We start from the raw sequence: 23,298 nt of genomic DNA, 5'->3' as shown, positions 1-23,298 counted from the left end.
GCTTCCCATATTAATTCGATGGTTTTGGAGAAGGTGTATCTTCTCTTTTTATGTCTTTCTGACTTATCAAGCGAGGGCGTGAAAATAATGCCCAATGTGGCAGTCTAATAATGCTGTCTTTTTGATCCTTTAAAATAAATGGTGCAAAAGGAGCTAAATAGGGGACCCCAAATGACCTTAAGCTGTTTAGATGGAGGACCATTACAATCAGACCTAAAATAATTCCAAATATCCCAAACGAAGCAGCAAGTAACATAAACAAAAAGCGAAGCATCCGAACAGAGATTGACATGTTAAAGTTCGGTGACACAAAGCTGCTAATGGCTGTTAAGGAAACGATGATGACCATAGAGGCAGAAATAATCCCCGCTTCCACGGCTGCTTGGCCAATAACTAATGCACCAACAATGGAAATTGATGAACCTACTGCTCTGGGTAATCTCACCCCTGCCTCTCTTAGGATTTCAAACGTTAACTCCATCATTACGGCCTCGACAAGGGCTGGAAAGGGAACCCCCTCACGCTGCGAGGCCAAACTAATGAGTAATTGTGTAGGCAGCATTTCTTGATGAAACGTTGTAACGGCAACAAAGAGTGATGGCGTCAACAAAGCTAGAAAAAAGGCAAAATACCGAAGTAATCTAATTAATATGGCAATATCTGTCCGTTGATAATAATCTTCACTTGCTTGGAGAAAGTGCACAAAAAGTGCGGGTACGACAAGGACAAATGGTGTTCCGTCAACAAGAATTGCAATCCTTCCCTCCAAGATTGCAGCAGCTACAGCATCGGGACGTTCTGTATTATACACGGTTGGAAAAGGTGAGTAGGTTTCATCTTGGATCAACTCTTCAATATAACCACTTTCAAGAATCGCATCAATGCTGATTCGATTTAACCTATTTTGTACCTCTTCGACCGTTTTATCATTGGCAACACCTTTTAAGTACATCATCGCCACGTCTGTTTGAGTCTTCGCCCCGATTTGGTGTGTTTCAATCCAAAGATTCGGATCTTTTATTCTACGTCGAACTAATGCAGTATTTTTCCGGAGCGTTTCTGTAAATCCATCCTTTGGTCCTCTTACAACAGTCTGTGAAGATGGCTCATTTACGCCTCTGTCAGCCCAATGTTTTAAACTGATAGAAATAGCCTTTGAGCAACCATCCATTAATAGAATAGAATCCCCCGATAATAAATTGAGCAAGAGTTGCTTAAAATCAGTGATATCACTAACCCCTGCAACAGGAAGAGAATGGTTCTTGATCAGATTAAATAGGTTAGTTGTATCCAAATTCATTGAGTTTAGCTCCACATTTCGGATTTCAACCATAAGGGTGTTAAGAACAAAATTTTGAAGCTCATCTGATTTTGTTAATCCTTCTGTGAAAATGATGCCAATTTTAATTTCGCCCTTTTGACCCGCTTGAAACTCCCTTATGACAATATCTGAACTATTTCCAATAGTTTCCTTAATAAAGTCAATATTCTTCTTTAGGGCTGAAAAAAGTAGAATAGCTTCTTTAGTTTGTGGAGTTTGGTCTTGATTTTGAGCAGATTCTTGATCCTGCATCAGTTCTCTTTTTTTTTCCTGGCTTAGTGAGTCACTTTGATCCAGCTTTTTTAATTGTTTTTTTAATTTGGCTTCATGTTTATCTTGTACATATTTTTTTAAAGGGATAGGAGTACGAGTTTTCATATCCATCCTCCTCAACAACAATGTTTATGTTTTATCCTTTCACAATAAATGGTAATGTATCCATTTTTGCTGAAAAACAGCAGCCGGCCATTTTAGTAAGAAAAATCCATTTACCAACCACCACATAACTAGTTTATAATATAAGGATGTCCAAAAAGGATAGCAGGGATCTATTGTCTATGAATCTAAGAAGATTTAAGTAGGTGAGTACAATCGACATCATTGAAACTCGGGTGAGAGGTTTTATCGCAGATATTCAACACCCTAAACAGAAAAAGAAGATTAATATTAACGATTTGGAAATACAGCTGCGCAGGCTGTTGGATGATTATTTCGAAATGGACGGGTATACATTGTTTTACCGTGCCATTGAAACCTTGCAAACTGAGGGAATCCTTATTCCTATACAAAATAATCAATATAATGGCAGAACCCCGGCGCTGCCCTTATATTACTGGGTTAATATAAAAGTTCAAAGTGCTAAATGGGATCGTCTTGCGATGATGAAATTAAGTGATCAGTTTGCTTTTTCCTTTTATGAACGCCATCCCCAATGGCAAACCACAGAGGAATGGGAGCGAATCCAGAATTTATATTCTTTTCTCCAATCCAGTCAGGAACGGGAAATCGTGTCAGTCGAAGAAAGAAGTTTGGAGCTCTTTGGTCATGAGAAATTTTTACTCGACGGTGATAGTTTTCCTGAAGGGAAAGGATTTTTAGCTAGAATAGGAGTATCAGAAGAGCAGCTGAAGATGGTGAACTACGGGGAACCGTTTGTATTTTGGATGAAACAGGGGAAAGAAATAAAGGATATTCAGCGGGTACTGATTGTCGAGAATCTTTCTTTCTTCCATACATCCATTAAGCTATTGGAAGCCAATCAACTTGATTATGAACCTGAACTGATTATTTATGGTGAAGGAACGAAAATTGAACGGAGCTTTTCCTTTTTCTTCCGAATGTTTCCTGCCAACAACTATCTTTTCTATTACGCAGGAGATCTTGACGCTGCGGGATACGGTATTATTAGCAGGCTAATAGAAAAATACCCTGAATGCTGTATTCAACCTGCCTTGAAAATTTATCGTAAAATGCTTGAATGTATAGAACAAAGGAATGACCAAAAGCAAGGCCAATCACAAAACCTCAAATACCGTGATTCCTTCTTTCAATGGTTTACCGAAGAGGAGCAAAATCTATTAATGCAATTATGGCAGGAAAATAAACGGATAGCTCAAGAAGTCTTAACAATCGAAACATGGAGGAGATGGGTGTGAACGAATCATGGGAAGGTTTCGCCCAGAGAATGCAGCGATTAAATCCATTATTTGAGCTTGGCAGGGGAATGGAAGTAGGGGAACTGAAACCTCATATCCAAACCATTCTCATGCAAGTGCTCCTCACCATCTTTTATCGTGAATTGAATGATGATGATCATAGGCGCAAGTCAGATATCAAGTATATGGTGGAAGATTCTATTAAACAAATGAAGCTTTTAGCAGATGATAAACAAATTGAACGAATTACGAGCGGACTATTATATCAGGGAAAAGAAGAGTATAGTAAACCGTTTGAAGCCTTATATTACGACGAAATACGACAATCCTGGGAGACACAGGTCTTTCGATATGTGACCATGGATGAATTGTATACAAATCTGGAGATGGGCGGATCCATTGTTTATAAACTTACAGACGTGGCTCAGGAAATGATTTTTATGAGCAGGGAAATGGCTGAGGAATTTTCCATTACGATTGAACAACTCTATAGTATGCAGCTAATTAAAAACGGTAATTTTAGAAAAGCTACTCGAAACCTCGATCACCTCATTTCACGCGTAAACCGCTTAATGGCAAATGAATTCTCTTTCCAGAAGGAAATGATCAACAATCCCAAAATCTTATTGATCGAAGAAGAATGGCAAAGAGCCGACAATCGAGTTGAAATTGAAAAGCAATTTGAAGAAGAGAAAAATCACTTCCGTACGATTACTAGTATGATAGAAAAGACAAAACGTAGAAATGAAGAAGATGATTATATACAGAAAGAATTGATTCTTCTCCAAGAAAAAATTGGCCATACAAGGCAATTGCATGATCGGTTTGCAAAGTTAGTGATTCAAAATATTTCCTATGAGATGAAATTAAAAGCGGAAAACCCTTCATTGTTTTGGGAGAACAGTCTCGTTTCATTTCGAGAGCACTTTTATGAAAATTGGCTAATGAAGGAAGGCGTTCAGGGTTTCACCGTCATAGAAAAGGTGCTTTCTCCTTTATTCTCGCCGAAGAATGAATTTATCTTGCCGCTTGATTGGATTTGGGGTGAGCAAGAGCTCAATGAAAAACAAGTAACCGACGCGATCATTGAAGAAGAGCCAGAAGAAAGTATTACTCGACTGCGGGTAACGAACTGGGATTCTGTTATTAAAGCATGGAGTTATGTATTTCAGTTTTTACAAACAAACGGTGAATTTTCATTAATGAATTTAAAAGAGCTGCCATTAGAAGTGCAGGATTTATGGTTCGAAGAATCTGAAACCATCGATTTGTGGATGATGTTCGATAAAAAGCCGCTGAAGGTCCAAGTGCTCCATCGAAAGGAAGAAACCTTAAGCGATGAGAGGGAAATTCTTCTTTATAAATTAATGAAGGAGTACCCACAATTTGAAATGTTTGAAGGTTTAAAGATCTATACGATGTTCGACCATCGGGCAGAGCCATTCCTATGGTATCAAATGAAAATCACCGCTTTTAAAATGTGTGTAGAGGAGAATAAGTGATGAATGCAGAAACAATCAAAAAAGCATCCGCTGTCTATTTTACTCTATTAAAAGAAAAAGTAATCGACGAAAGTAGTGAACACTTCCAGACTTATTTTGATCCGGAAGTAAGACAGACGGTACTTTTATTAGCAGACGAATCCGGTACATATATCATTGAAGCACCTAAACGCATCCATTTAGTGGTTCAGCCAACTGGTTCGGTTTTTGCAACGAATTTTACCCATTTGAAAGATAAGCATAAGCAAGTTGAAACGAAAAAACATTTTCATCTTATTAGCATCATCATTATGTCTTTTTTAGCAGCCATCGATCGCAACCAGGCAGCAAAAATCCGCACGAAGCGTGAAGGAATTAGCTACTATGCATTAGAACGCCAAGTTAATGATCTAATCATTAAATGGGAGAGCATACTTAAAAATCAACCGGCCTTCGGAGAAGAAGAACGAATTGATATGAAGGAAGTAGTGACCACGTGGAAATACATGGAGGTCGATAGTGACGATTTTGGGTTAAAGAAGGGCAATAGACGAACCAGAATCGGTTTAATTGCGGGCGCTATGCGCTTATTGGAGACAGAAGGACTTATTGTCATATTGGATCGGGACGATATCGCTAAGGTCATCCCTAAGAATGAGCTTTTTGAGCGGATTGAATACTTGTATCACGATTATGACCGTTATGAACTTTTTAAAAAGTTAATGACAGCTGAGGAGGATGAGCATGCCGAAAATCCATCGAATTAGAATAGTCGGCCTGAAGTATGATGGCATGCAAAAGCAATATAAAGATACGACGTTTAATTTCCATAATGAGGAAACATCGACAAATGGTCTGATTGCGATGATGAATGGCGGCGGAAAAGGTGTGTTCCTTCAAACCATTTTCCAAATACTTAAACCAGGAACTTCGTGGGGAAAGCAAAACAATCGTTATTATCAGCAGTTCTTTTTTAATAATAAAGAGCAGTTTATTCCCTATACCTTTCATGTTCTCATTCAGTGGGAATTGGACGGAGCGGACCGCCGCCATTTGATAACCGGAGGAATGTTTTCAGCCGAGCAGCGGATTTCGATGAGTGAAGAAAACGAAAATAAAACATTGGAACAGGAAGCTAAGATTCTCCCTAATATCACATTCTATACAAGAGAATTTGAACGGAAGGAAGAGGCAGCGCTTGAGCATATTCCACTTTATGAAAATGGTGAGGCTGCTGATACCGAAAGCTTGAAGGACTATTTAAAATGGAATGGATATGACGTTTACCGAGATACCAAGAAGCACTACCGCATCCTTGATACTTACGGCATTAACCGTAAAGACTGGGATATTATGAAGGATATTAATAAGGATGAAGGCGGTGTTGGGAAATACTTCGAGGGAGCTGAGGATGATCATTCTCTGTTCCAAAAACGAATCATTCCTACTGTAAGTCAGGTTTTACATCGAACTGAACATCAAAAGAACGATCTGGTGGAAATATTCAAGAGTCAGGCAAGTATCGCGAAGGACCTGCCAGTTCTTTTAAAAAGAGAGCAAGCACATAAAGAATTTTTGGAAGATATTGTCCCATTTGAAGAGCACTTAGCTAAAGGGGTAGAACATAAAGAAATTGTACAGGCAAGTATCCAGACAGGGAGACAGCTTCTTGGTGCGTTAGAGCATTTAAAGCAAACAGAAGAGCAAGGTTTGCTTGCTTTACAGAAAGACATAGAGAAACTAATCATAAAGCAGGCAAATTTACGTTATCAAAAGGATAATTTAGAGTTTGCAAAAGCACATAGAGACGTCATGGATTGGGAAAAGAAATTAGTCGAGGAAAAGGAAAAACATACTTCCCTGCAAGGTATTGTCAAAGAGAAACAGGAACGAAAAGAACAGCTTGCCTTTCAAGCTTTATTAAAAGAATGGAATGAAAACGAACAAAGTATTGTTTCACTTTCTCAGCAGATTGCAACGTTGGAACAAAATAGCGGTTTAGAGCAAGTGAACCAAAGAATGGATGAAATTAAACAAGAAGCGAGAAAGCAATGGGAGCATTCCTTTTTATCGATACAAGAAGGAATTAAGCAGTATGTAGGGCATCAAAAGTTCTTAACTAAAAAAGCAAAGGAACTGTCGCAGCAAGATAAACAGAAGACCAAAGACATTGCGCAGCTTAGTACTGAAATTGATTTTCTATATACGCAAATGCATAACTTTGATTCAAAGGAAGCAGCACTCATCAAAGAATTTGGGGACCGCTTAACCTATGACTTAAAGGGCTTGACCGACAGTTTTTTAAAACAAATTGAAGACAAAAAAGCAACATTAGTTGTTCTGCAAACAAAAGATAAGGAATCGAGTGAAAAGCAAAATCAACTTGCCACTTCAAGCGGAACGCTCGTTCAATCGATTCAGTTTTCAGAAGAAAAACTGGAGGAGTTAAACCTAGCAAATGAAAAGCAAAAGGAGAAAGAAGCGAAGCTATTAGACAAGCTTCATCGTTTATTAGATGATGTCACAGCACCATTTACGCACTCGCTCTTATCGAAGTATTCAATACAAATAGAAGATATACTGACCAATAACCGCCAACAAGCGGAACAAATGAAAAAAGAACTTTGGGAATCACAACTCGATCATTCCTTAAACGATGAGCCATTTTGGATTGCCAATAAAGATGTGAAAGAATTAAAGGAATGGATTGATGAGAAGACTGGAATTGATGTTTTTTATGGTACTCAATTTCTCCAATCATTAAGTCCCGAAGAACTAGCGAATACCCTTATCACCTATCCGCTCCTTCCATACGGTTTGGTCGTAAGCGTACAGCAATGGCAAAAAATAAACCAGCAGGTTCTTTCAGGTAGAATGTTTAAAAGCCCTGTTCCAATTTTTTTGCGTGAAGAAATGAACAAGGAACAGCGCCAGCCTTCCTTTGTCATCATTAACGGAAAAGAGAAAGAGCTATTAATTGATAAAAATCAATTTACCAGCTGGAAAATAAAGATTGCTAAACAAATAGATGACAAAAAAGATACACTATCTGAAATTGAAAAAACTGAAACTTCCCTGCGTCGTATTTTGAAAGAAATCGATCGTTTTTCATCTAGTGAGCTTTCTAGCGATATCGAAAAGGCTATCATTCAGGAACAAAATACTCTACTTTCTCTGAAAACAAAACTACAGGAAATTAAGACACAAGAGGACAAGGAAAGAGAATTACAACTAGAGTTGAAACAACAGCTAGAAAAGACAAAGGGGAAGATAGAAAAACTAACAAAAAATGTAGAGAAATTAGAGGATTTTGAACAAGAAAAAACGCTGCATCAAGAAAACAAACGGGTGAAACTCGAAAAAGAAAAACAGAAGGACGCCTTAGATTCTCAGCAGCAAGAAATAGGCAAAGAGCACCAGCATACCGTTGAAATGCAAAACCAGTGGAATCAAACATACCTGGAATGGAAACTTACAACGGAACAGAATATTAAGGAGATTGCATTCTTTATTGAAGAAGCTGTTTTTCCTGTTGAACAAAAAGCGGATCAAACTGAAGAGGTCCCTAAGCTTTCAACACATTTATTACAAGAGATAAATGGAAGTATCGAAGAGCTAAAACAGCTGCAAAAATCAAAGGAAGAACAAGCAAGAGAATTACTCGTTCTTCAAGCAAGAAAAGAAACGGAACAAAAGCAGCAGAAGAAATTAGAGAAAAAACTTCATGCTCATGATGAGGATTGGAAAAATGCATCTGAACCAGAGGAACCAATCAGTATATTAGAAAACATGCTGCAAAATGCTCAGAAGGAAGTGAAGACCGCAGAAAAAGAAGAACGGGAACAAGGAACAGCGGTAACTGTTGCGGAAACCTCCTTAAAGCACGCAATTGAACAACGTGAAAAATTAGGAAAAAAAGTAGAAAAGCATGAAAAACAACCGGAAGCCTGGGAAGACCTTGACTTAGAAGTCAAAGAAGTAGAAATAAAAGACCAAACGAAAGTAACGAAAGAGGAAGTAAAGAAGGCTGAGAAAGTTCAAAAAGAAACAGAAACCAATATTGCAGGTTATGAAGGGGATTTGTTAACACTTTCCGTTATCCTAAAAGAGGAAGCAGCACCATTTACGAATGATGATGTAGAAAAAATTAAGAGTCAAGGAAAAGCATGTATTTTATCCTGGTGTGAAAAACATCAAGGTATTCAAGAAGAAGGCCAAGAAAAGCATGCGAAAATTGATCAATCATTGCGTAATTTAAAGCTCACTATCGAAGGCAAGGATTGGGAGATTCGTTTTAAAAATGAAATATTAACAACACTAGACCATTTGGATACAAGGCATTATACGCATATCCAAAGCATTGTTAAAAATATGAAACGTTTTTCACAAAGCGGATTGGAACAATTAGAACGCGATAAAGAAAGGGCAGAGAGGGCACAAAATTTCTGGGCAAGCCGCGCCAGCATGAAAGTATTGAGCATTTCAGAGGCGATTCGTTCGATGGTGGGGAAAATGAAGCTGAAAAATGAACGAGGATCCTTTCCGCTCGTCCAGCTCAGAGAAGACATCTTACCTAAAAAGCCTGAAGATATCGAACCACTGCTGAAGCAGCATTTTGTTTCTGCGATTAACAAAATTACGAAACAATTCGATATGATTGATGATCAAAACCGGGCCTTAGACGAAGAAATCAAACAGCTGATTAGTGATGAGCAAATATTATTCGTGTCCCTTCGTAACCGATATCCTGAATTACTTGTCTATAACATGCGAACGGATAATGCCTTTATGTACGGGAAGCCGCAAAGAGAGCATTATTCAACCTGGCAGACGATTAATCAAGGATCTAAAACGAAATCGGATGGCAGTGGTGGACAAAAGTTATCAGCCCGAATGGTGATGATGATGATGTTATTATCCGTTAAAAGTGAAACCGATCAAAGCTGGGTTCCTTTAGTCTGTGATAATCCGTTTGGTCAAGCGGCCTCGGCACATGTCCTTGACCCAATCTTCGCCGTTGCCGAAAAACTGAAGTTTCAATTTATCGTGGTTACCCCGCCTGAACTGGTTAAAACGGAAATCAGTCAAAGATTCGACGCCTATTATAAATTGGACTTCATTCGTGAAAAAGGAAAAGAAATTGTCTCGGATACGATTGTACCGGCATTTAGGATTTACCAGGGAGAGGAAGTCACTCAGGTATAATAACACAATGATAATCGAGGACTAAACGTAAAAATCTCACTTTCTGAAAGTGAGATTTTTTTGACAAAGAGGTACCTAAGATAGCCAACTATGTGACGTGCATATTTTTATTTGAATAAAAGTTTGTAAGTTTTATATGAAAATAATATGAAGAAAAACAGGAGTAAATATCTAGTTAAAATCGATAGAATTTCCTGTTGATTAAATGACATCGAAATTATCGTTGTAATTTTTATCCCTTTCTAAATTAAAAGTCCTATTATAAATGAACCACCTATCGAACACCATACTATTTTTCTATTTACAATCTTTATAATCTTTTAATAAATCCTAGTTATAATCAAGGTCGTTGTAGAAATAAGTATTCTGAGAGGGGAAAAATCATGACCAATTTGGATGAAATGATTAAGCAGTTTAACGAACAAAATTTGAAAAAGAATTTAGACCGTCGGAGCTTTCTTTCTGGTGCAGGAAAGATCGCAGGGCTGTCACTTGGGCTGACCATTGCTCAATCACTAGGAGGATTTAAAGTAGATGCGGCTCCGATTTTCAGCGAATATCCTTTTACTCTGGGTGTTGCTTCAGGTGACCCATTGTCAGACAGTGTCGTTTTATGGACAAGGTTGGCTCCGGATCCATTAAATAGCGGCGGAATGCCAAATCATGTGGTTCCAGTTAATTGGGAGCTTTCCACAGACGAAAATTTCCGAAACGTAATCAAACGAGGAACTGAACATGCTTCACCTAATCTCGCACATTCAGTCCATGTAGAAGTGACTGGCTTGAATGCCAATAGTGTTTATTTTTACCGTTTCAAAACCGGAAATGAACTAAGCCCTGTTGGAAAAACAAAAACCTTACCGGCAGCAGGAGCCAGCGCAGCAAGCATGACTTTCGCATTCGCTTCCTGTCAGCAGTATGAACACGGCTATTTTACTGCGTACAAGCATATGGCGAAAGAGGATCTTGATCTTGTATTCCACCTTGGTGATTACATATATGAATACGGTACAAACGAGTATCTTTCACCAACAGGCAATGTCCGTGCACACAAAGGCGATGAAATTATCACGATTGAAGATTACCGCAATCGTCATGCTCAATATCGTTCAGATGAACACCTCAAGGCTGCACACGCTGCATTCCCGTGGGTTGTTACATGGGATGATCATGAAGTAGAAAACAACTACGCAAATGTCATTCCAGAAAAAGGCCAGTCTGTTGAGGCGTTTATCAAGCGTCGTGCCGCAGCTTACCAGGCTTACTACGAACATATGCCGCTTCGAAGGTCGTCATTGCCTCATGATGGCGGTATGCAATTATATCGGGATTTTACATATGGTGATTTGGCCAACTTCTATGTCCTTGATACACGTCAGTACCGTGATGACCAGGCGAATGGCGATGGAACAAAAGCTCATACACCGGAATCCTTGGATCCGAAGCGCACTCTTCTTGGAACAGAACAAGAAAAATGGCTGCTTGGTAATCTAGGAAACTCTAAGTCTCATTGGAACGTCCTTGCCCAGCAGATATTCTTTGCGCAGCGTAAATCTGGAAGCATCACAGCACCAAAATTCAGTATGGATTCATGGGATGGATATCCGGCCGCGCGTCAGCGTATTACCGATTTTGTTGCTGGTAATAACATCAACAATGTTATCGTTCTTACTGGGGATGTTCATGCAAGCTGGGCCTCTAACCTAACGACAGATTACAACAATCCAGAGGCTCCGATTTTTGGAGCAGAATTTGTTGGAACATCGATTTCTTCTGGTGGGAACGGATCAGATTGGCGTGCAGATACGGCCAAATCTTTAGCGGATAACCCTCATATCAAATTTTTTAATAATTACCGTGGTTACGTTCGTTGCCAGGTCACTCCTGAGCAATGGCGTGCCGATTACCGTGTTGTCCCATTTGTAACCGAGCAGGGAGCAGATATTTCTACAAGGGCATCATTTGTTTTTGAGAAAGACCAGCAAGGGCTCAAAGAAATTGCGGCAACTACAGTACCTATGGGTGTTCAAATGTCTGATGAAGTGGAAGAAGACCGCCATCGTGCTCACTCCCGCGCGCATGAAAAACAAATGGAGAAAAAGCGCAAACGTGAAGGTGTAACGAATTAAATATTGATGAAAAAACTCCTAATAGGTTCTAATTAATAAAATATTTATCAAAAAAACACTTTTCCTGATGGAAGAGTGTTTTTTTGAAGGTAATATAATAATCGCTAATAAAATGTGACTGCTTTATTAAACTATTTAATAAATCCCTTTATAGAATCAAAAAAATGCAGGGGCGAAACCATGATACCCTATATATAGGATGGAGGGATAAGAATGGGTGCTGAAAAAATTCGAGAATTGCAGCATATAGAAGTCCAGCCACAAAATAAATTTGATTATAAAGGATATGGGATTGGAATATTACTGACATTTAGTTTAGCTATCTTAGCAGGATTAATAGCAAAATTACCTTTATTCTCGATTATGGGAATCATGATTATTTCAATTCTACTTGGAGCACTATGGAACAATACACTGCCTTTACCTACCTCAATAAATGTATCCTTGGGGATTCAATTCAGCAGTAAAAAATTATTGCGAGCAGGTATTATCCTTTTAGGCTTCCGATTAAATTTGTTTCAAATCGTTGACTCCGGGGTTTCGGTTATCCTCATTGATATCCTAGTGATTGCATTTACCATAATGTTCATCTTAACTCTTGGAAGAATCTTCAAAACCAATAAAGAGTTAACGATTTTAGTGGCAGCGGGAACAGCAATTTGCGGCGCTGCAGCTATTGTAGCTGTTGCACCGTTAATAAAAAGTAAACAAGAGCAAACTGCGGTTGCTGTCTCTTGTATTGCTGTCCTGGGAACAATAGGAGCTTTGTTATTTATCTTTCTTTATCCGTACTTGCCTTTAACCAATACGGAATATGGATTGTTAGTGGGAGCTACATTGCATGAATTGGCCCATGTTGTTGCTGCGTCCGTTCCTGGCGGCGAGCTAGGAAGTGAAACTGCTATTCTTGTTAAGCTTGGGAGAGTATTACTTCTAATTCCAGTAGCGCTTTTAATAAGCTTTTTTATCAATAGAAAAAATGAAAAACATGAGAGAAATCTAAAAAAACTTCCGATCCCTTGGTTTATCTTCGGATTTCTGCTTATGAGTTTTATTAACACATTACAGTTAATTCCCGATCATATTATTAACATACTGCTGCTACTCAGCATTTATTTCCTTGCGATGGGCATGGCAGGACTCGGATTAAGTATAAAATGGTCCGATTTTAGAAAAGTTGGTTTTAAACCGATTGTTGTTGCAATTCTAGGGTTCGTTGGACTCCTTTGCCTTTCTCCTATATTATTATTTCTATATCGATTGTTTTAGAAAACTCATTTTTTTTAGGTTTGAATAGACTGCTAATATGAGGGGAAAAGAATGAATTTAGATTATTTAAAGGTATTTTATGTGGCTGCCAACAACAAAAGTTTCTCACAAACAGCAAAAGATTTGCATATTTCTCAATCAGCTGTAAGCATACAAATCAAGCAGCTTGAGGAACAATGGGAATGTCAGTTATTCGAACGGACAACAAAAAAAATGTCGTTAACTCCGGCAGGAGAAATTTTATATAAACAGGTTAAAAAATTATTTTCGATTATCAATGAAACAACCAATGAGCTGAAAGAACTTAAAGGAAAGGTTCACGGGGACTTAAAGGCAGGGGCAAGTCTAACAATAGGTGAACATGTACTTCCTTTTGTTTTGGCAAAGTTTAATCAGCTATATCCATTAGTGAAAATCCATTTTAAAATATACAATTCAGGCCAAATTATTGAAAAACTTAAGAACCAAGAAATTAATGTAGGATTTATTGAATCCATGTTATCCTATCCATCTATGGAACAAGTTCCATTTGCCGAGGATGAGCTGATTGTTATTGCGCCTCCAAACGATAACTTCATAGAAAGAGATTGTGTTACGATTCATGAACTGTTAGAGCTGCCTTTCATCATACGAGAGAAAGGTTCTGGGACACGACAAGTGATGGAGGATACCTTAAGGAAAAATCAAGTCGATCCTAGTAATCTATGGATTATATTAGAGCTTGAGCACACTGAAGCAATTAAATCTGCCGTTGAAGCAGGGTTAGGGATATCGATTTTATCTAAATCAGCCGTAAAAAAAGAGCTGGAATTAAAAACACTCCGTCGAATTAAAATAAAAGAATTCCGATTGCTTCGGAATTTCTACATGGTTTATGATGAAGAAGCATTGCCATTGACGGGGAAAAAACTGATAGAACTTATGAGTGGACTTTATGTCCCACCCCCAGTTTCTGTGGAAAACGCTAATAAAGAGGGGCAGAGTTGAAAAGGCACCTTCCGTGAGGTGCTATTAATTATTTCGATCAACCGGGAGTATAACTTCAAACGTGGTTCCATGTCCCGCTTCACTGGTAATATGAATTTTACCTTTATGATTTTCGATGATTTTAATTCAAAACGTCAGCCCAAGTCCTGTCCCTTTTCTTTTGATGTATAGATAGGCTGGCCAATCATCCCTAAAATTTCCTTCGGTATGCCAGGTCCATGGTCTTTCACAAAAATAGAAACAAAATCATTTTGTTCATCTAAAATTACTTCGATTTTCCCACCCGTTTCCATTGCTTCTATCGCATTCTTAAAAATATTGATAAAAACCTGTTTTAATCGATTTTCTTCACCATATACCCATATTGGGTGAGGGGACGGTTGTAAGGAAAGCTGTATACTTTTCATATTGGCTTCAGATGAAATAAGTGTAAATACATTACCTATTGTTTGGGTCAGGTCGATCCTTTTAAACGAAACTACCTCAGGCTTTGCACATAATAACATTTCACTTAGTACCAGATTAATTCTGTCTATTTCAGAATAAATTACTTCAATATATTCATCACTTAGGTGCTTATTTTCCTTTAATAATTGAATAAACCCGAAAATAGAGGTTAATGGATTGAGTACTTCATGTGCTATAGCTGCAGACATTTGAGCGATTACACCCAATTTCTCGGAATGAATAGAAAGGTTCTCATTAATTTGTAATAGTTTACTTTCTGATAATTTTCAATGTGTTATATCTGTCAGCGTGCCAACCGCAGATTCCAATATTCCAAAAGAGTTGTAGTTTATTTTCGTATTTAATTCTAACCAAATAAACCCTCCATCCTTTTTCTTAATCCTTACTTCTTCCTGAATAGATGTTGCCCTATTTTCTATGTATTTGTGTGCCTCTTTATTTGCTAGACAGCGATCATCATGATAGATAAATGAAAATAGATTTTCTCCTAAGCTTTCTTGAAGTTTAAAACCGGTAAGCGTCTCCCATGCATGATTTAATCGTGTGAGGTTTCCATGCGGATCGACTTGAAAAACAGCTTGATTTAAATTGTTAAAAACATAATTCGTAGAGTCTGAAAGTATTTTGAATTTCTCTTCACTCTCAGAAAGGTTTTTTAATAGAATTCTAGATCTATCATAATAAGAAGAGAGCCACCAAAAGGTCCCTGCAACAACAATGGTGTAACATGTATCTAGCAGGAAATTATATTGATAATTGTATATTCCATAATAGATGGTATTCCAAATTGCAATTGCACAAATAACCACAATTAACGAAATAATTCGCCCCTTATATTTCACAATCATCAAATCTTCACCTGAAGCTGGGCTTCAAGATGGTTGATACAAATATTTCTAATCGCTTCCTTGTTGTACGCCTTAGTTGGCCTTCTCTTTAATATATACGTGACATAACGGTCATTAACAGACAACCCTGAGGGACACCTCCGGACATTTCAAACTTTCATTAGGATACCCACTTACGGGTATTGTATTTGGTATATAACTGGTAAAGTTAAATACGAAGAAATCCTTTTTGGAGGCAGATCACTTGGAGGAAATTACTAAAGAAGTTGTTCCACTAACAGAGGCATTTTATGAACAGCCTACTCTTGAACTTGCAAAGGCATTGCTCGGATGCCTCCTTGTAAGAGAATCGACAGAGGGAATGGCGGCTGGATATATTGTAGAATCAGAAGCTTACATCGGTCCTGAAGACAGGGCTACCCATAGCTTTAATAACAAAAGGACAGCAAGAACAGAGATTATGTTCCATCATTCCGGTTTGGCCTATACCTACTTAATGCATACTCACTGCCTTTTCAATGTAGTAAGCGGTGGAGAAGAAAAGCCTGAAGCCATATTAATCCGCGCATTAGAACCTGTTTACGGCATCGATCTTATGAGAAAGAGGAGAGGTATTGAAGACCTGACCAAACTTACAAATGGGCCAGGTAAATTGATTAAATCATTGGCAATTACAATGGGGGACTATGGTTGCTCAATGACGAAGCCACCTTTATATATTGCAAAAGGATTCTGTCCGGAAAGCATTTCTGCTGGAAAAAGGATAGGAATTGATAACTCTGGAGAAGCAAGGGACTATCCTTGGCGCTTTTGGGTTACGAATAATAAATTTGTTTCAAGGCATCAAAAGTCCGAGTTAGTATTTTTCCAAAACCCGCCTGGTAGAGCAGATTCATCACTTCTGCCAGGCGGGTTTATTCATTTAACCTAAATTCCTTTGGTGAGATACCCTCTACTTTTCGAAACAAGGTACTGAAGTAGTTTTGACTACTAAATCCACAACTTTCTGCAATATCGGATATCGTCCAGTTTGGGTTATCCAGTAATAACCGTTTCGCTGTTTGGATCCGATATTGAATTAGATATTCAGAAAAGGAAATTCCTACTTCTTCATGAAATTTCCGGCTGAGGTACGTGGGGTTCGCGTGTACATCGGCTGCTATATCAGTTAGTGAAATCTTTTCAGAGTATCTATCATGAATCACCTTTAATGAACTTACAATTAAGCTCGAGTAAGTTTGAGAAACATGAATTTCTTTATATTTTGATAGAATACCGAATAATTCACTCTCAATAATCGGCTTTGTTAAATAGTCAACAACCCCAATTCGAATAGATTGCTGGGCGTAGTTAAAATCCTGGCAGGCTGTAACAATAATAATCTCAACATGACTATTAATCGTTCTAAGTTCCTCTCCAAATTCCAGCCCCGATTTCCCTGGAAGATTAATATCTAAAAAGGCTAAATGGATTGTTTGATTGAGACAAATGGAATGGGCCTGAACGGCATCAGAAGCCTTAAAAAATGTCCATAATGGGAATTTAGACTGCAGCAAGTATTCTATTTGTTCAAGTTCAAGTGGTTCATCATCAAGCAATAAGACATTCATTTCACACTGCCCCTCTGTAAAAAATCTCCCACTGTATTTAATTAAATTTAAACAAAAGGCTATTTGAAGTAAATATGTAACAGAAAAGAAGTAGAAATATTTTAAAAAAGAGTAATAATTCCGAAAATAATCTGACTCTTGTTTTTCTATAATGAATCTAATCATCTAAATTTACCAGAATAGGAGGAAGAAAATGATAGATTTGCTGCTAATTCACGGTACCGTTATCACGATGGACCCTTTCAGACGAATCATTCAAGATGGAGCCATTGCTATACATAGAGGCAGAATTCTAGATATCGGTGCTTCCGAAATCTTGGAATCCAACTATGAGGCGGTAAAAGTGATAGATTGTAGTCATCAATGTATATTGCCCGGATTAATTGATGTTCATGGTCATGGCGGGCATTCGCTGTTCAAGACGATTGCAATCGACTATATTGATGATTGGATGCCGATTTTAACCAAAACGTATAAACATTTCGTTACTGATGAATTTTGGTATTACGAGGGAAAGCTTTCTGCTCTAAAGCGATTAAAAGCTGGTATAACCACAGGGGTGTCCGTCATTGGTTCAATGCCGCGGTCAGATAACCCAGTCTTTGCAATCAATCATGCAAAAGCATACGCGGAGGTGGGGATTAGAGAGGTTGTCTGTACTGGACCTTGTAATCCACCTTGGCCGCATTTATTCAGCCGCTGGGTTGATAGTAAAAGAATAACGAAGGAAGTGACGTATGAGGAGGTACTTCAAGGTGCCGAAGCCGTTATTGAAGCATTAAACCATGCCAATGAAGACCGGACCCGAGCTTTTATTACTCCATTTGTTATTGTTACCTCCGTTGAACCATCAGGTCCAACTTCACCTGCCCGGCTGCATGGATTAACGGAGCATGATCGATACCAAGCAAAAAGGATTCGCGAGATTGCTAGGAAGTATCAGACACGGATTCATTCGGATGCATTTGGAGGAATGATTCATCTTGCTGTTCAGGACAGGGAAAATGCGTTGTTAGGGCCAGATGTACACCTTCAGCATTGCCGGGGGATTTCATTTGATGAAGCAAGAATCTTGGCGGACACCGGGACAAATATAAGTGCATCGCCTGGCATTACCCAAGCTAGTGCCAGGACTCCAGTACCTGAGTTAATTGAATTGGGAGCAACAGTTGCCATTTCTACAGATGGGACATCCCCATGCACAAGTTTTGATATGTTTCAGGCCATGAGAAGAACACAGTTTGTCCACCAGGCTGCTTTAAGAGACGAATCCTACCTTCCTCCGGGGAAACTATTAGAAATGATTACAATTGATGCGGCTAAATGCATCGGCTGGGATGATGAACTTGGTTCATTGAAAATCGGAAAAAAAGCAGACATCATTACTGTTAACCTCCGCCAGCCTCACTTAACTCCTGAATTTATGCATGTTCATCGCCTTGTCTACCAAGCAGTTGCTAATGATGTTGAACATGTAATTGTAGATGGGAAGGTAATCATGGAGGGGAGAAACGTACACACCGTTGATGAAGGTAAAGTATTGTACGAGGCAAATGAAGAGGCGGACGTAACAATTAAACGAGCTGGACTTGAAAAGTACATGCAGCCAACCAAGTATTTTTGGGGCCATGCCCGAGGTTATGTCGATGAGGAATGTTATTTAGAAAAAGATAACCTTAATAAATGAAAGGAGAACTATAATGAAAACAAAACTTAAGGGAAGATATGTAATAGGGTTTGATGGGGTTGACCATGTCATTTTAGAAAATGCAGAGGTTGTATATGAAAATGACACGATTATTTATGTTGGTAAAAACTACCCAAATGAAGTGGGAGAGGTTATTGACACTGGAAATGCCATTATTAGTCCAGGATTTATTGACTTGAATGCTTTGGGTGATATTGATCATGATATTTTACACCTAGAAGCCACTACCGCCAGAACAAAAAACCTTCTTTGGTCAAAGCGTTATGTTGAAGAAGGCTATCATGAAGTAATGGATGAAGATGAGGAAGCCTTTAAATCATTGTATGCCTATTCACAGTTAATACTGCACGGAATTACAACTGCCATGCCGATTACTTCTGTCTTTTATAAAAAATGGGCTGAAACCTATGAGGAATTAGCGGCAGCAGCTAACCATGCGGGTAAGCTGGGGCTTAGAATCTACTTAGGACCAAGCTACCAATCTGGGATAAGAGTAGTAGAGCCGGATGGGACAATCAAGTTATTTTGGGATGAAGAAGCAGGAAGAGAAGGGCTGAAGCGAGCCGTTAGATTTGTGGAAGATTTTGATGGAGCATATGACGGATTAGTAAGAGGGATGCTCGCACCAGAACGAATAGAATGTCAAACAGAAGAAAGTCTGAAACAGACTAAATATTTTAGTGAAAAATTAAATGTTCCAATCAAGCTTCATGCGGCACAAGGTAGTTTTGAGTATCATACAATCCTTGAAAATCATAGTGTGACACCCATTCGATATCTGTATAACTTAGGTTTTTTAGGCCCAAATACAGGGATACCTCATGCCCATTTTATTGCCGGGTATAGTGAAGCGACTGCAGGTGAAGGGGATGATATTACTCTATTAAAAGAAACCGGCACAACGGTTATCCACTGCCCGCTTATTATCGGAAGGCACATGGGTGCGATGGAATCTTTTGCTAAATACAAAAGGTCAGGAATAAACTTAGCCCTCGGTACAGATACATTTCCGCCGGATATCTTTCAAAATATTCGAACTGGCAGCATGTTATCTAGATACATTGAAAAAGAGGTTGAGGATAGTTCCTATGCAGATTTTTACCGGGCAGCTACATTAGGCGGTGCGAAATTTCTTGGCAGAGAGGACTTAGGACGGATTTCAGTTGGGGCAAAAGCCGATATTATTGCCATTAGTCTAGATGGCTTCCATATAGGTGTTGTTGATGATCCAATCCGTACGACGGTCGCCAGCGGCACTGGCAGAGACGTTATTTTATCAATTATAAACGGCAGGGTAGTGATGAAGGACCAAATCATCCCTGATATTGATTTAAATGAAATTAAAAACAAGGGTCAAAAGTATTTTGACAAGATGAGAAAAGGATATTTAGAAAGGGATTACCAATCACTTCCAGAAGAGGAGTTGTTTCCGCCGTCCTTTAAGAAGGTAAATTCAATATAAATTGAAAAATAGTAAAGATATTTAAAAATAAAGTAAATATTCTTGAAATATATTTTCTGAATATTTTTTATAATTGAAAAAAGATTTATAAAAAAATATACAGGGGGCTCGATTTATGGAAACAAAGACGTATCAAAAATTTCTTATGATTATGTTGATCATTTTCATTATTACTGGATGTTCAACAAAACAAGGTGCCAGCACAAAGGAAGAAACGACCGGAACTGCTTCGAATGAAGGAGGAACTCTTGTGATTGCCCGCTTGTCGGATGCGGAGAACCTTGATCATCATTTTATGTCAACCATTAATGCCGCGAGCGTTACCCATAGCAAAATTTATGAAGGGCTTGTAGGGCGTGATAAAAATGCTGAAATTAAGCCTCTACTAGCAAAAGAGTGGAAACAGCTCGATGATGTAACCTGGGAGTTTAAACTAAGGAATGATGTGAAATTTCATGATGGTACAGCATTTAATGCTGAGGCAGTAAAAACAAACTTTAACAGGCTGTTAGATCCAAACGTGGCATCCCCACGAGCAGTTGTATTCAAAATGGTAAAAGAAGTTAAAGTTGTCGATGAATTTACCGTTCAATTTATTTTATCTGAACCATTTTCACCTTTATTATCCATCCTTGCTAGTCATGAGGGCGGTATTATTAGTCCAAAGACAATTGAAAAATTCGGGAAAAATATCATCAATGAACCAAATGGGACAGGCCCATTTGTCTTTGAATCATGGACTCCTGGTCAAGAAATAGTTTTTAACAAAAACAACGATTATTGGGGTACAAAGGTAAAGGTAGATAAAGTTGTCTATAAGGTTGTACCAGAAGAAACGACAAGAATTTCCATGCTTGAATCAGGAGAGGCTCATATTGCTGAACCACTATCCGTACCAATGATGACTACGGTTGAAGCATCCTCCGCAGCTGAAATCTACCGCAGTGAAGGGTTTGGAACTGAGTATATTGGCTTCAACTTCCAACAAGAACCATTTAATGATATCCGTGTTCGTAAGGCAATTTCACATGCAGTTGAAATGGATTCTATTATCAAGGGTGTTTACAATAATGTTGGTAAAAAAGCAAATTCCTTATTAGGTTCAAAGGTTTTTGGCTACCATCCTGATATGAGCGCCTATAAATATAACCTAAATGAGGCTAAAAAATTGTTGGCTGAAGCAGGTTATCCAGATGGCTTCGAAACAACATTAAAGACAATGGACAGTAAAGAGAGAATCAATATGGCTGAAGTTCTTCAATCACAGCTAAAAGGAATTGGCATTAAAGTAAATATCAAGGTATTAGAGTATGGTACATTTATTGAAGCAGTAAACAGTGGTAATTCGGAAATGTTTATCCTTAGCTGGAGAAATGCTACTGGAGATGCGGACTACAATCAATATAATCTCTTCCATACCAACTCTCATGGAGCGGCTGGAAATACTTTCTTCTACAGCAATAAAGAGGTTGACCAATTAATCGATGCTGGAAGAAAAGAAAAAGATTCAAATAAACGTATTGAATTGTATGCACAGGCACAGGAATTGGAAATGGCTGATGCTGTATATATTCCAGTCCGAGTAATTGAAAACCTTGCTGCAGTAGCTAAAAATGTTAATGGCTTTTCGATCAGTCCTTCAGGTTATTTAGAAATCAATGATGTTTCAATTAAATAAAAAATAGTGATAAAAGGGATATCCAACATGGATATGCCCTTTTATCTTGTTAGTAGAAAGGGTGTTTATAGATGTCTAATCGTCTTTGGTTAAAATATGTTCGTTTGGAAACGGGTTATGTAAAGGAAAATGGAAGGGTTGCCGCAACAGAAACAGGGTTATTTCATTTATATATAGAAGGCGGGACAATCTCAAAAATAATCAAAGGTTCAGAGTCAATTGGTGATGATTGCCAAAGTATTGACGCTATGGGATTGCTGCTGCTGCCATCTTTTATTGAAAAACATGTGCATCTTGATAAAACATACATGGGTGAGGCTTGGAAGGCATGTATCCCGGCATCAGGGGTATTAGAACGATGTGAGATTGAGAAAAATATACTAGCTGCTATGCCTGCCAGTACACAAAAGCGCGCGGAAGCACTGCTTGAAACATTGTTAGCGAATGGGTCCACACACGTGAGAACACATGTAGACATCTATCCTGAGGTTCAATTACAGAATTTAGAAGGGGTCAAACAGGCTTTAGAAACATATTCGAATAGACTAAGCGCAGAGGTTGTTGCCTTTGCCCAGCATGGTCTGCTTCGACCTGGTACTGTCCAATTGCTTAGAGAGGCTGTAAAAAACGGTGCAGGGATTGTGGGAGCGGTTGACCCGGCAACAGTAGATAATAATATCGAAGCGTCATTAGTACAGTTAATAGAGATTGCGGTGGAAGGTAATGCTGACATTGATCTGCATTTGCATGACCCTGGACACCTAGGGACGTTCACAATGAAACGGCTCGCTTATTTAACGAAGCAGGCGGGATGGCAGGGACGTGTCGCAATCAGCCATGCTTTTGGATTAGGAGATGTCTCAAAAGAGGAGGCAATTGAAATGGCTGGTATCTTACGAGAAGCAGGAATATCAATTGTGACGAGTCTTCCTATTGGGCGTAATATTCCTCCTGTTAATCTCCTTACGGAAAATGGGGTTGAGGTAGCTATCGGGAATGATAATATCTACGATTCTTGGTGGCCGACAGGGAATGGCGATATTGTAGAAAGAACAGGCCGCCTTATTGAACGCTACAGATGGACGAATGAGCTTGCACTCTCACAATCTCTAAAATATATTACTGGGGGAATAAGTCCATTGGATGCTAATGGGTCACAGGTTTGGCCAAAACCAGGTGATAGGGCAAATATGATTCTAGTAAACTCGAGCTGCTCCGCAGAATTCATCGCAAGGAGAGCACCTCGAAAAGCTGTTTTTTACAAAGGAAACATCGTATCTGGATCAATAAAGTAATAATTTTGAACTGAATTTATACTGAGGGATATCCAAAAGGATAATCCCTCTTCTGTTATATGTAAACTAGTAAAGATATCTAAAAAGATAGTAAAGATTTTCGAGAAAAATAATCTGAATATTCTTTATAATTTAAATAGACAGTAATATTAAAAAACAAGGGGGAAACATTGTGAAAGTTA

17 protein-coding genes are annotated in these 23,298 nt (G+C 38.5%); 12 read left to right on the top strand and 5 right to left on the bottom strand.

The genetic code is table 11. From position 1 onward, the window contains the following. Positions 1-10: 10 nt before the first annotated feature. Positions 11-1,699 carry a spore germination protein gene (locus QFZ28_RS19125; protein WP_307196122.1) on the bottom strand — a complete coding sequence of 563 codons (1,689 nt, stop codon included), beginning with the start codon at positions 1,697-1,699 and terminating at the stop codon, positions 11-13. Between the two features lie 203 nt (positions 1,700-1,902). Here QFZ28_RS19125 and QFZ28_RS19120 point away from each other — a divergent pair, with 203 nt between their 5' ends. The 7 genes from QFZ28_RS19120 to QFZ28_RS19090 all read left to right on the top strand — a co-directional run bounded on the left by QFZ28_RS19120 (position 1,903) and on the right by QFZ28_RS19090 (position 14,047). After that, entirely contained in the window at positions 1,903-2,976 is a 1,074-nt protein-coding gene (locus QFZ28_RS19120; protein ID WP_307196121.1) for a Wadjet anti-phage system protein JetD domain-containing protein, read from the top strand. Next, the gene (locus QFZ28_RS19115; RefSeq protein WP_307197074.1) at positions 2,967-4,478 is read left to right on the top strand and encodes a hypothetical protein; all 1,512 of its coding nucleotides are present in this window, start codon (positions 2,967-2,969) and stop codon (positions 4,476-4,478) included. The genes QFZ28_RS19120 and QFZ28_RS19115 overlap by 10 nt, the downstream gene beginning before the upstream one ends. Further along, entirely contained in the window at positions 4,478-5,224 is a 747-nt protein-coding gene (locus QFZ28_RS19110; protein ID WP_307196120.1) for a DUF6063 family protein, read from the top strand. The genes QFZ28_RS19115 and QFZ28_RS19110 overlap by 1 nt, the downstream gene beginning before the upstream one ends. Beyond that, positions 5,202-9,662 (top strand): hypothetical protein, encoded by a 4,461-nt coding sequence (locus QFZ28_RS19105; RefSeq protein WP_307196119.1) that lies wholly within the window; start codon positions 5,202-5,204, stop codon positions 9,660-9,662. Before QFZ28_RS19110 ends, QFZ28_RS19105 begins: the two co-directional genes overlap by 23 nt. A 383-nt stretch (positions 9,663-10,045) precedes the next feature. Further along, positions 10,046-11,791, top strand: a complete 1,746-nt coding sequence (locus QFZ28_RS19100; RefSeq protein ID WP_307196118.1) for an alkaline phosphatase D family protein — start codon at positions 10,046-10,048, stop codon at positions 11,789-11,791. A gap of 213 nt (positions 11,792-12,004) precedes the next feature. Beyond that, a complete protein-coding gene (locus tag QFZ28_RS19095; protein ID WP_307196117.1) occupies positions 12,005-13,060 on the top strand; it encodes a YeiH family protein in 1,056 nt (351 codons plus the stop codon). A gap of 51 nt (positions 13,061-13,111) precedes the next feature. Then, the gene (locus tag QFZ28_RS19090) at positions 13,112-14,047 is read left to right on the top strand and encodes a selenium metabolism-associated LysR family transcriptional regulator (RefSeq protein ID WP_307196116.1); all 936 of its coding nucleotides are present in this window, start codon (positions 13,112-13,114) and stop codon (positions 14,045-14,047) included. A gap of 134 nt (positions 14,048-14,181) precedes the next feature. Here the strand turns inward: QFZ28_RS19090 and QFZ28_RS19085 are convergent, their stop codons facing one another. The 3 genes from QFZ28_RS19085 to QFZ28_RS19075 all read right to left on the bottom strand — a co-directional run bounded on the left by QFZ28_RS19085 (position 14,182) and on the right by QFZ28_RS19075 (position 15,488). After that, positions 14,182-14,703: an ATP-binding protein gene (locus QFZ28_RS19085; RefSeq protein ID WP_307196115.1), complete on the bottom strand. Its 522-nt coding sequence runs from the start codon at positions 14,701-14,703 to the stop codon at positions 14,182-14,184. Positions 14,704-14,781: 78 nt separating this feature from the next. After that, positions 14,782-15,363 (bottom strand): PAS domain-containing protein, encoded by a 582-nt coding sequence (locus tag QFZ28_RS19080; RefSeq protein WP_307196114.1) that lies wholly within the window; start codon positions 15,361-15,363, stop codon positions 14,782-14,784. Continuing rightward, complete coding sequence (locus QFZ28_RS19075; RefSeq protein ID WP_307196113.1) at positions 15,363-15,488, bottom strand: hypothetical protein; 126 nt, start codon at positions 15,486-15,488, stop codon at positions 15,363-15,365. Before QFZ28_RS19075 ends, QFZ28_RS19080 begins: the two co-directional genes overlap by 1 nt. A 128-nt stretch (positions 15,489-15,616) precedes the next feature. On the opposite strand from QFZ28_RS19075, the gene QFZ28_RS19070 reads away from it, so the two are divergent. Continuing rightward, on the top strand, positions 15,617-16,294 hold the full coding sequence (locus tag QFZ28_RS19070) for a DNA-3-methyladenine glycosylase (RefSeq protein WP_373428150.1): 678 nt from the start codon (positions 15,617-15,619) through the stop codon (positions 16,292-16,294). Here QFZ28_RS19070 and QFZ28_RS19065 read toward each other — a convergent pair. Continuing rightward, positions 16,278-16,973, bottom strand: a complete 696-nt coding sequence (locus QFZ28_RS19065; protein WP_307196111.1) for a response regulator transcription factor — start codon at positions 16,971-16,973, stop codon at positions 16,278-16,280. The genes QFZ28_RS19070 and QFZ28_RS19065 overlap by 17 nt on opposite strands. A gap of 193 nt (positions 16,974-17,166) precedes the next feature. On the opposite strand from QFZ28_RS19065, the gene QFZ28_RS19060 reads away from it, so the two are divergent. The 4 genes from QFZ28_RS19060 (at position 17,167) to QFZ28_RS19045 (ending at position 23,116) form a co-directional block, all read left to right on the top strand. Next, positions 17,167-18,660, top strand: a complete 1,494-nt coding sequence (locus QFZ28_RS19060; RefSeq protein WP_307196110.1) for an amidohydrolase family protein — start codon at positions 17,167-17,169, stop codon at positions 18,658-18,660. 13 nt (positions 18,661-18,673) lie between these two features. Beyond that, on the top strand, positions 18,674-20,143 hold the full coding sequence (locus tag QFZ28_RS19055; RefSeq protein WP_307196109.1) for an amidohydrolase family protein: 1,470 nt from the start codon (positions 18,674-18,676) through the stop codon (positions 20,141-20,143). Positions 20,144-20,258: 115 nt separating this feature from the next. Continuing rightward, positions 20,259-21,821, top strand: a complete 1,563-nt coding sequence (locus QFZ28_RS19050; RefSeq protein WP_307196108.1) for a glutathione ABC transporter substrate-binding protein — start codon at positions 20,259-20,261, stop codon at positions 21,819-21,821. A 71-nt stretch (positions 21,822-21,892) separates the two neighbouring features. Continuing rightward, positions 21,893-23,116 (top strand): amidohydrolase, encoded by a 1,224-nt coding sequence (locus QFZ28_RS19045; RefSeq protein ID WP_307196107.1) that lies wholly within the window; start codon positions 21,893-21,895, stop codon positions 23,114-23,116. Positions 23,117-23,298 lie beyond the last annotated feature (182 nt).

This window comes from Neobacillus niacini (assembly GCF_030817695.1).
Taxonomy (GTDB): Bacteria; Bacillota; Bacilli; order Bacillales; family Cytobacillaceae; genus Neobacillus; species Neobacillus niacini_F.
Note: the sequence above shows the minus strand (reverse complement) of the source record. Positions and strands in the feature narration are given on the sequence as shown.

Coding starts and splice junctions, on each gene's coding strand:
- QFZ28_RS19125 (WP_307196122.1), bottom strand. CDS start 1,699: ATGAAAACTCGTACTCCTATCCCTTTAAAAAAATATGTACAAGATAAA.
- QFZ28_RS19115 (WP_307197074.1), top strand. CDS start 2,967: ATGGGTGTGAACGAATCATGGGAAGGTTTCGCCCAGAGAATGCAGCGA.
- QFZ28_RS19110 (WP_307196120.1), top strand. CDS start 4,478: ATGAATGCAGAAACAATCAAAAAAGCATCCGCTGTCTATTTTACTCTA.
- QFZ28_RS19105 (WP_307196119.1), top strand. CDS start 5,202: ATGCCGAAAATCCATCGAATTAGAATAGTCGGCCTGAAGTATGATGGC.
- QFZ28_RS19100 (WP_307196118.1), top strand. CDS start 10,046: ATGACCAATTTGGATGAAATGATTAAGCAGTTTAACGAACAAAATTTG.
- QFZ28_RS19095 (WP_307196117.1), top strand. CDS start 12,005: ATGGGTGCTGAAAAAATTCGAGAATTGCAGCATATAGAAGTCCAGCCA.
- QFZ28_RS19090 (WP_307196116.1), top strand. CDS start 13,112: ATGAATTTAGATTATTTAAAGGTATTTTATGTGGCTGCCAACAACAAA.
- QFZ28_RS19085 (WP_307196115.1), bottom strand. CDS start 14,703: ATGTCTGCAGCTATAGCACATGAAGTACTCAATCCATTAACCTCTATT.
- QFZ28_RS19080 (WP_307196114.1), bottom strand. CDS start 15,363: ATGATTGTGAAATATAAGGGGCGAATTATTTCGTTAATTGTGGTTATT.
- QFZ28_RS19065 (WP_307196111.1), bottom strand. CDS start 16,973: ATGAATGTCTTATTGCTTGATGATGAACCACTTGAACTTGAACAAATA.
- QFZ28_RS19060 (WP_307196110.1), top strand. CDS start 17,167: ATGATAGATTTGCTGCTAATTCACGGTACCGTTATCACGATGGACCCT.
- QFZ28_RS19055 (WP_307196109.1), top strand. CDS start 18,674: ATGAAAACAAAACTTAAGGGAAGATATGTAATAGGGTTTGATGGGGTT.
- QFZ28_RS19050 (WP_307196108.1), top strand. CDS start 20,259: ATGGAAACAAAGACGTATCAAAAATTTCTTATGATTATGTTGATCATT.
- QFZ28_RS19045 (WP_307196107.1), top strand. CDS start 21,893: ATGTCTAATCGTCTTTGGTTAAAATATGTTCGTTTGGAAACGGGTTAT.